Source organism: Porphyromonas sp. CAG:1061 (assembly GCF_000435035.1).
Classification (GTDB): Bacteria; Bacteroidota; Bacteroidia; order Bacteroidales; family Porphyromonadaceae; genus Porphyromonas_A; species Porphyromonas_A somerae.
In genome coordinates, this window is the sequence record NZ_HF988940.1 from 1,266 (window position 1) to 10,447 (window position 9,182).

At 44.8% G+C, this 9,182-nt stretch carries 6 protein-coding genes; 1 reads left to right on the forward strand and 5 read right to left on the reverse strand.

The annotated features are described in order from the left end of the window. The first annotated feature begins 507 nt into the window (after window positions 1-507). Complete coding sequence (locus QVO39_RS07680) at window positions 508-1,287, forward strand: GIN domain-containing protein (RefSeq protein WP_021903674.1); 780 nt, start codon at window positions 508-510, stop codon at window positions 1,285-1,287. A gap of 96 nt (window positions 1,288-1,383) precedes the next feature. Here the strand turns inward: QVO39_RS07680 and QVO39_RS07685 are convergent, their stop codons facing one another. The 5 genes from QVO39_RS07685 to QVO39_RS07705 all read right to left on the reverse strand — a co-directional run. Next, window positions 1,384-3,456, reverse strand: coding sequence for a leucine-rich repeat protein (locus tag QVO39_RS07685; protein ID WP_288171925.1), 2,073 nt, complete (start codon window positions 3,454-3,456; stop codon window positions 1,384-1,386). 9 nt (window positions 3,457-3,465) lie between these two features. After that, window positions 3,466-5,472, reverse strand: a complete 2,007-nt coding sequence (locus tag QVO39_RS07690; RefSeq protein WP_021903676.1) for a hypothetical protein — start codon at window positions 5,470-5,472, stop codon at window positions 3,466-3,468. Window positions 5,473-5,478: 6 nt separating this feature from the next. Continuing rightward, the gene (locus QVO39_RS07695; RefSeq protein WP_021903677.1) at window positions 5,479-7,170 is read right to left on the reverse strand and encodes a PKD-like domain-containing protein; all 1,692 of its coding nucleotides are present in this window, start codon (window positions 7,168-7,170) and stop codon (window positions 5,479-5,481) included. A 14-nt stretch (window positions 7,171-7,184) separates the two neighbouring features. Next, a complete protein-coding gene (locus QVO39_RS07700; protein ID WP_244401878.1) occupies window positions 7,185-8,357 on the reverse strand; it encodes a YncE family protein in 1,173 nt (390 codons plus the stop codon). A gap of 2 nt (window positions 8,358-8,359) precedes the next feature. After that, window positions 8,360-9,182: TonB-dependent receptor domain-containing protein (locus tag QVO39_RS07705; RefSeq protein ID WP_288171926.1), on the reverse strand; the 823-nt coding region annotated here is incomplete at its 5' end.

Consider the following 9,182-nt stretch of genomic DNA (forward strand, 5'->3'; position numbering starts at 1 on the left):
TCCTCGTGATGCCCGACCCTTTTTTCTATAGATTAAAAAACCCTGCTGTGCGGTCAGAAAAAGTGACCATCTATGAGAGCAAAAGTTGAGATGCAACTAAGCAATTGGCGAGTTGCAACTAACCATTTGCCGAGTTGCAACAAAGCAAATGCTTAGTTGCAACTCGGTTTTTGCTTAGATGAGAGCACACCCAAGGGGTGGCTCATTGGACAATGGGTGCCTCATCGGACAAGTCGGACAGGTCAGACAAGTCAGACACCCGTACCCCGTCAGCAACTTATTGGGGCTCCGACTCGTCCGACCTGTCCGACTTGTCCGATAAGGTACCCTTGATGAGGCACTCCCGACAAAGGGCTTTGGGCAATCGCCAACTCATGGAGGTCTCTCGGGGCAGTCGTTACTTAGGAAATGCGGATACGAAAAGTGGTTGTTTGTTTTGCAAACTACCGAATTCTTGGTATCTTGTAGCCAGAAAGCAATTAACTACTCATTAAAGATAATAAGCGTATGAAGACAATCGTTAGAAGATTACTCGCAACAGCTCTTTTGCTAGTCGGTGCCATGGCACTGAGTGCTCAGGCACAAACCCCTATGACTATCTCGCTCAATGATAGCCCTACGAGGCTACAGGTGAGCCACTCTATTGAGGTGAAGATTATCCCTTCGTCCAAAAACGAGATGGTTGTGGTGGAGGAGGGCAAGGGCGGTACTTTTAAGTACACCTTTGAAAATGGCAAGCTCACTCTATCCCGTGAGAAGAAGTCTCGCCCTAGGTGGTTCAACTTTGGAGAAGATGATATTGATGTGAAGCTCTATGTAACCGATGTGACCAAGCTAGAGGAGGTAAGTGCTTCGGGTGCTAGTGAGGTAGATATCAAGCAGAGCCACGCTCTGAATATCCGTAGGGTAGACCTTTCGGGGGCAAGTAGCTTTGAGGCTCAGGGCTCACTCAGGTCGACGAGTGTGATCCTATCGGGTGCTAGCGAGTTCGACTTTGATGGCTCTATCCATCAGCTCTCTGTGGATGCCTCTGGCGCTTCGGATATTGAGGTAGATGGCGATATCACAGGTAAGCTATCTGTAGATCTCTCTGGAGCTAGCTCTATGGAGTACAAGGGGCGTGTAAAGGAGGCCAAGATTGAGGTCTCTGGTGCTTCGAGCTTTAAGGGCAAGCGTGCCACTGCCGACACTGCATGGCTAGAGGCCTCTGGTGCGAGCAAGATCACCCTCCCCACCAAGGATTGCAAAAGCTCTACAGCTTCGGGGATGTCCTCTATCAACTCCTAATCAGCCAACTGACCAAATAAAAGAACTCTCCTCCATTTATCCAGAAGGGTAAATGGAGGAGAGTCGTCATTAATAGGTCATTAAGTGTTTCCTTAATTATTGAAGCTTGTATCGACCTGCTTTAAGGTCTTGGTAGGTTGGGTTATAGAGGTTGTTATTGACTTTGTTGCTGGTCCAATTGGATTCATTTATCTGACCATTCTCTACCAACTGCTTGATACCCGAATAATCCATTAGCACAGTGCAGTACATTATCTCCACCTTCTTAAGTTTCTGAAGATGAGAGAGGAAGTTTAGATGTGTCAGGCTCTCATTTTGCTCCCAGTAGCCACGGCCGCCAAATTTTATGGCTCCCACCTCTGTTAGTTTAGGAAGGTTGGCATCCTTGAAGTATTTAGTCTGAAGGTCAAGATCCCCTTCCACTTTTTCCAGAGCAGGCATATCTAGGTACTCAGTGGCGGCACTTCCTAAATCTATATTTCCACCAACTTCTTTTAATCCCTTGGCTGTGACTCTTTTGAAGTTGCTAGTTAGTTTGAGACTATTTGCTATTTTTACAAGGCTCGCTGGCAACTCAACCTCCTCCATATTGTGAGCCAATTCAAACATAAAGCCTTGGCACTCCTTTAGACCTTCCATAATTGGAGCCTTTGTCACGGGTCGACCGTTGTAGCTAATCACTATATTGCCACTAATAGTTTCAGGAAAGATTATTTTCCCAATGGTATTAGGCTTAATAGTTACATTTTCAATGGATTGTACACGGCTGAGGTCTATTTGCTCTACCACCTTGCTTTCATTCTTACTCAGGTCAATTTCGAGTTTTGGAATGCTCTTGAGATGCTCAAATATGCTTGGTAGATACCCATTTATGTATAATAGGGTATTTACTTTCTCTAGCTTAGGAGCTTCGTACTTGGTTAGGTTATCAGGGATGTAGAGATTGTCTACTTCCGTAAGCTCAGGGAATAGCAAACTCTCTAGTGCCTTGAATGGGTCACGCTCAAATTGTATGGTCTTTACCCTTTCGAGCTTTGGGAAAGCTAGCTCTTTGAGGAGATTATTGCTCATTTGCCCTTGCCAATCGCTTGTAAACTTTATCTCCTCTACCTCTTTAAGACTTGATAGATCAAATGTGGTCAAGGACTTAAGCATAGATATATCTATCTTATCAGCTTTATTCAAAGCTGGGAGGGTGAATGTTTCTAGCGCTACAGCTTCATCGAGCTTTATGGTTTCAACCGTTTCTAGCTTAGGCATTGAAAAGGAAGTCAGCTCTAAAGGATCTGAGTAACTTGATTTATTAAGATGAATGTTTTGTGCTACCATAAGCTCAGGGAAGTCCAAAGCTTTTAATTGACTTGCCTTGATTGAGACGTTGCCAAATAGCCCTTTGACGCTTGGAAGCTGGAACTGGGTTAGATTTTTAGCCTCAATGGATACCGTACCCATCTCCTCGAGCATTGGCATAGAGATACTTTTTAGAAAATCACAGCTAATTTGAAGTCCATTGGGGATTGACTTAACATTCGGAAGGTCAATAACCTTGATGCTTTCATTATTACCCATGAATTGTAGCGAACCGACTCTCTCCAGGCCTTTGAGGGGTGCTAGATCAGCTACCACATTGCTGTGTACGACTAGTTTGTATCTAACTTCTTTTAGCTTAGCAAGACCCTCGAGTGAGTGAATGCTATTTTCGGCGTTTTCTGCACCAAGGATCAAATCCCCATTGATGATATCCACTCCTTGAGTTAAAAACTGTGCTACCTCTTCATCTGTAGTTAGGTGAATGGCGCTATTTAGGGCTACGTCGGTAGACTGCACCTTTATGGTGTAGGTACGTGCGGCTCCACTATATGAAGTCACGGTAAAGGTCTGAGACTCCATCCACCCTTTTACCTCTTCGGGCTTGGGCGAAACAGATGCCAAATCGCTGAGGTTGTATTTCGCTGTGAGCGATGTACGTGCGACATTGGAGGGAATTCTGACTGTTATCTCATCACCTTTTAGGCTACCTTTATAGGTTTCTCCATCTGGTGCTGCCAGCTGAAAGGAGAGGAAGAAATTATCTTCTCCGCTAAAGGGATCTACTTTTTTACACCCAGTAAGAGTGCTTAAAAGGAGTAGCAATCCCATCAGTAATATGATTGATTTTTTATGTATCATAATCTTGTACTAATCCTGAATAAATTTTCCGTTTTTCAAATCATCTAAACTTGGCTGGTATAGAGAGCCTCTAATATTCAATTTAGAGAGGCTGCCATTGGCTACTGCATTTTTTAGGAATGAATAGTCATTGAAAGTCTTAAGATTGGTAAAAGCTACTGATTTCACCTTCTCAAGTGCAGATAAACCGTTGAGGTTAGTCAGTACATTATTGGCATTTTTAGGCCAATAGCATTGGATCACTAGCTCGTCACTAATGGTTTTGAGCTGTGGCATATCTAGCATTTCCAAGTCGTGTAGGTTAAAGCTCATCTTCTCTACAGATTGTAGTTTTGGGGCCACTACTTTTTTCATCGCACATTGAGCTTGAATCTCCTTTATCTTTCCTTCGAATGCAGCTGAAGCGTAATTATAATCTATTTTCTTAGCCTCCTCCAATAGTGGGAAGTTAAGGGAAAGCATATTAGAGCAGCTTACTTTTATTTCTCCAGCTTTGGTTAGCATTATCTGAATCTCTTGTGGTGTTGCTAGGTGGTAGCTTGATATTATGAAGCTCTCTGAAACCTCTTCAACTCCACTCATCTTGATCAGTTGTTTGAGCTGCATCATTCCGTCACCTTTTATCTCAACTTTCTTCATTACCTTTGGTAGGATGAGCTCCTCGATATTTCGGCACCGCTCCAGCATAATTCCCTCAATGCCTGCATTACTAAAGTCCCAAATACCACCAGCATTGATATCAACCAGTGATACTCTCGCTACTTTTTTCAATTGATTGGCAAAGGTAGATATATTTTGTAGCTTTGAGAGATTTGTGAACTCAAGCTTGCCATCAATCTCCTTTACCCCAAACTGATTGAGATCGGAGAGCCCACACCCATTGAGTATGAAGTCACCGTGGACGCTCTCTAGGTGCGGTGCAATAAGGGCAGAAAGTGAGGTGGCATTAATAGATAGCTTGCCACACTCTTTGAGCTCACTCAAATAAAATTGACTGATAGCCACACCACTCATCTCAATATTGCCAATAGATTGTATCTTATTAAGGCTCAATACTCCGAGTTCTGCGAGTGTCTCGAACTTCAAATTGCCACTGATCACCTCAAGCTTTGGTGTGGTGATTGTTGATAATTTGGCGAGGTTTTTAAGTCTCCAATCCCCATTGATCTTTTTAAGTTGGCGTGCAGTAAGAGTACTTAACAGGTTACACTCCTCAATATAGATGGACCCCACCTCTTCTGCACTTGGAAGAGAGATCTCTTTTACGCCAGTCTTGGTGGCTTTCAATTGACCATCAAGTGAGATTAATTCAGGGAAGGCTACTTCCTTAAGGGAAGCTCCTATAATGACGATATCGCCATACACCTTTTTCAGGTGTCGGAAGGTGCCATTCTGTAGTTTATCGCTTTGAAGGATGATGCTTCCAGCCTCCTTCACATTTCGTAGTCCTGAGAGGTCTTTTCCTTTGTAGGTAGGGTTGATGATGATATTATAATCTACCTTTTCAAGAGTGGTCAGTGCATCAATATTGCTAATAGAGTCTGTGCCAGTGGTGGCTCCAATGATCAGATGCCCCTCTACGTGTCTTACCCCCTTTGCCACAAAAGCTTTAACATCATCATCGGTCACTAGCTTGACGCTGTTTGGAGCCTCTGTGAAAGCTCTGACTATCTTGACAAGATAAGTACGATGCTCCCCAGAGTAAGAGCGAACCTGGAAAGCTTGGTCGTTATTCCAATTGTCGATCTCCGTTGGCTTTGGTAGGATTTGTGCTTGATCACTTATGCGATAAGCAACTTTGGCACTTGAGAGGTCGGCATCAGAGGGCACCTCTATCTGGAAAATATTCTCATCAATAAGAGAGGCGGTATACTTATGACCCTTGCTATCGGTGAGAGATAGCTCTAATAGTCTATTATCATTCCCTGAGAAGGGGGTCTCTATCTTCTCTTTGCATCCTGTTGCTGAAAGCAAAAGTAGCACGAGGAGTAAAGACTGTATTTTAATTGATTTCATATTGTATTATTTCTCCTTGTAAATATCTATGAACTTAAATACCTCGGTAGAGTTTTCACCCAACCAGCCTGCCTTTGTATTAAGCCCCGTTTGGACTTTGACAAAGTCAATATACTTTAGATTGACAGGTTGCATTTTGTGGTCAATGGCATAGCTGATTTTGAAGTGATTGGCATTTGGTGCGGCATAGTAATTATCGTCGTCAGTTAGCCTGTCAATAGGACTGAAGTTATCGGCATAGCCCCAGTCAAACTCAGGATTTACCCAGTAGGTTCCTTGCCCACTTTGATCAAAGGTCTGACTTGCTAAGCAAGTGCCCCTCAGCATATAGGTGTCATTCTTTACCCAAAGAGGGTAGTAAAAGTCTTGCTGATGGAATCCAAGCCAATCCACCTCGCCGCGGTTGCCTCTATTATCTGTCCACATAGTATTGGCTTTTTTCTGAGTTGGGCGGTAGTAGGTGATCTCATAGTCTTGTATGGTTTCGGGCTTGCCCGTTTCGCTGCCCTTCAGTTCATACCAAGTGTCATTAGGGAGACCATCACCATTTTCATCCTGCATCACCCAGACGATTCCTGGCTCCGAGCTACCCTTAAAGGAATTGCCCATAATGGCGAAGTCGTAATCCCCTGTATTTTTAATGCTGTGGTCAAACCCTACAATAATGTAGCCGCCAAATCCGCCAAGCGATACATAGGCATTACTCTCAATGCGACTTTGGGCATATTGGCAAGCCTCTTCCATCGTATGGGCAATGTATCCTTCATTGACGAACTGCCCTGGTGCTGGCAAGAATTCAAATACCTTTACTACATCACGCTTGCTGGTGCCCTCCACGAATGGACGGTAGTATTGGTTGGGCTCCAGGACTTGAAGAGTGAGCGAGGCTTCACCCTTCTTATCTCCCTTTTTGCCGATAACCTTGACTTGATGATTGCCCGTCTTCGTCGCCTCATAGGTGAGGATAGAGCCCTGCTCACCCTCTACTTTCTTGCCATCTACGTACCATTCAAAAGTCATATTTTTAGAGGAAGGCACATTCGCTGGGATACGAATGGTTCGGCCCACTGTGGCGGCACGAATATCACTGTCGAAGCTGACCTCAACAGGAATCTCATTGACTACAGTAAGGCGAATCAGATACTCATCCTCTCCATCTTCATTGACTGCTTTGAGGGTAACAAAGGAGACGCCTGCCTTGGCCCCCGTAAAGGTATAGGTCATATCCTCCGACACCACTTGATTGTCTCTGATCCAGGTGAGCTTAAGCCCCTCCTTATTATCGATGATAGGGGTAAGCTCGTACTTCTCACCCACCTCTACGATCGGCTCACCACCCCCTTCTATAGAGATAATGGGGAGCTGAAACTCAACCACCTCCACCTTGGCATTGGCTTTCGCCGTACCGCTAGGTGTGGTGACGGTAAGGGTGAGATGGTGCGTGCCTAGCTCATTGGAGCTAAAGACAAGGGTGGGCTCTGTGCCCAATATCTTTCCCTCTTCACGCCAAGCATATACCGCATCCTCCTCAATATTCTCAAAGGTAGGAGTAATCTTGATGAGTCGGTCTGGCTTGGTTTGGTAGTTAGCTTGCTCCAACCTTACTATTGGTGGAAGCACTTTTTCAATCTTGCGGCAGCTCGGTAATATGAGCGATGCTAGCAAGAGAAAGCTCAGAATGTACTTAATTCTCTTCATTTCTTGAGTTGTTATTATTCATTAGTTGTCTTATCTTTTTTACGTTGTTCGTAGAGGAAGGCGAAATGGCCTGGGATGTCGCCTGTGTCGACCTTCCATTTGAGCCGGCCAAACTTGCTATAACAGCGCAAGGTGCCTGGCGTTACATAGTCAATAGCATCGGTAACGTAGATATCTCCATTCACGGGGTTTACCTTTACGCCATAAGGAATGGTAATGTCTTCGTCGGTGCCATCTTTGATAAAGTTGCGGCTCACCACCTCGTGGGTTTTCACATCAAAAATACCATAGGTGATGGTATTGGTATTGGTGAGGTAGCTCCATTCTACCGAGTAGATATAGGCGAGGTCGCCACTGATGTCCAAATTGGTCACAGCTAGGTCGAGGGTATCTGTCACTTCCTCTGTATCTAGGTCAACAAAGAAGGTCCGAGAGGGCACATAGTAGTAATCTCCTCTGCTGGTACAGATCAGCTCGTTGTAGGGCGTAAGACGGAGACGGTGTAGATTGATCGCCACCTCAATGGTATTGACCACTTCAAAAGTCTCTAGGTCGATAACCGAAATGGTATTGTCGTAATTAGGAAACATATAGCCTCCAGAGTTGGCGACATAGATCTTGCCATTTGTGATTACCAGTTCCTCAGGCTGGTACCCCACATTGCACTGCCGTGTCACTTCAAGGGTGGCGGTATCAATTTCACAGACCATTCCCACTCTGGCATTTTGATTGAACTCAACGGGTGCCACATAGGCCGAAGCGTATGCCTTGCCATCGTGAAACTTTATATAGCGGACGTTGGGTATCTTGACAACTCCTAAGTGCTTTGCCGTGTAGGCATCCATCACCTCGATGAAGTTGGAGACATTAATCACCGCATAGAGTTTTGAGCCGTAAATACCAATATCGTTACCGACATCTCCGAGCTCTTTAACCATCGTCGGATTGGTCTCGGCATAGATATTTCTGTGATAGGTCCCTGTTGAGAAGTCAAAGTAATCTAGGGTAGATTTATTGCTACCCATATTACCTTCATTGAGCAGGTAGAAGCCCTTTAGCTGGCCTAAGTTTTCTTCCCCAACATTGGTCTCATGGGATAGAGAGTGGATAATCTCATACTCTCCTCTACATCCTACCACTAATAGGAGTAGTATCCCTACAACGACACTGAGGGGTTTATAATTCATTCTCATAATTGGTAAGTTAGAGTTAGCTTATAATTACGTCCTGGCATAGGGTAGTTGATCACAACGTCGTAGTGCTGGTTAAGGAGGTTGTTCACATCTAGATTGATCCTGAGCAGGTGCTTCTTCCCGAAAAGGAAGTCTTTTCGAAGCGAGATATCGTGCGTATACCATGGGAGCATACGGCTATTTTCATCATTGAATTTAGCATTATACCGCTTCCCTGTGTAGATAAAGCTGTAGTTGAGCCCCCACGATTTGTACTCTGTTCCAGCGATAACCGACCCACTATGCTCAGGGATATAGACTATCTGATGTCGGTAGTTCTTAGCTTTGGGACTTGTTACATCAAGGGCCTTCTCATACGTGTAGCTTAGCCGAAGTGTAGCGACCAGCTGCTCAATAGGCTCCACAGCGAGGTCTAGGTTGGCTTCGGTCCCGAATATATCTACTTTGCCTAGATTGAGCATGGTCCATCGGAACATATTACCGGCGGGTACGGCTACAATCTTATCCTTAATCTTATTGAAGTAGCTCTCCACACGAGCATCAGCGTACTTCACGACCGATGAGCCCTTGGGTCGCCATCGGTAGCTTATGCCGAAGTCGTACTGCTCAGCATACTCTGGTCGGAGCACAGCATTCCCAATAAAGGTATAGTAGAGGTCGTTAAAGGTGGGCATCCTAAATATGTTTTTGTAAAAGGTATGGACCTTTAGATCCACCTCTTTGAATGGCTTGAGAGATAAGAAGAAAGAGGGGGTCAGCACATTTTTGGGTGGTGCCCCAACATTGCGCTCCACACTCTCTCGTACCATGGTGCCCAAC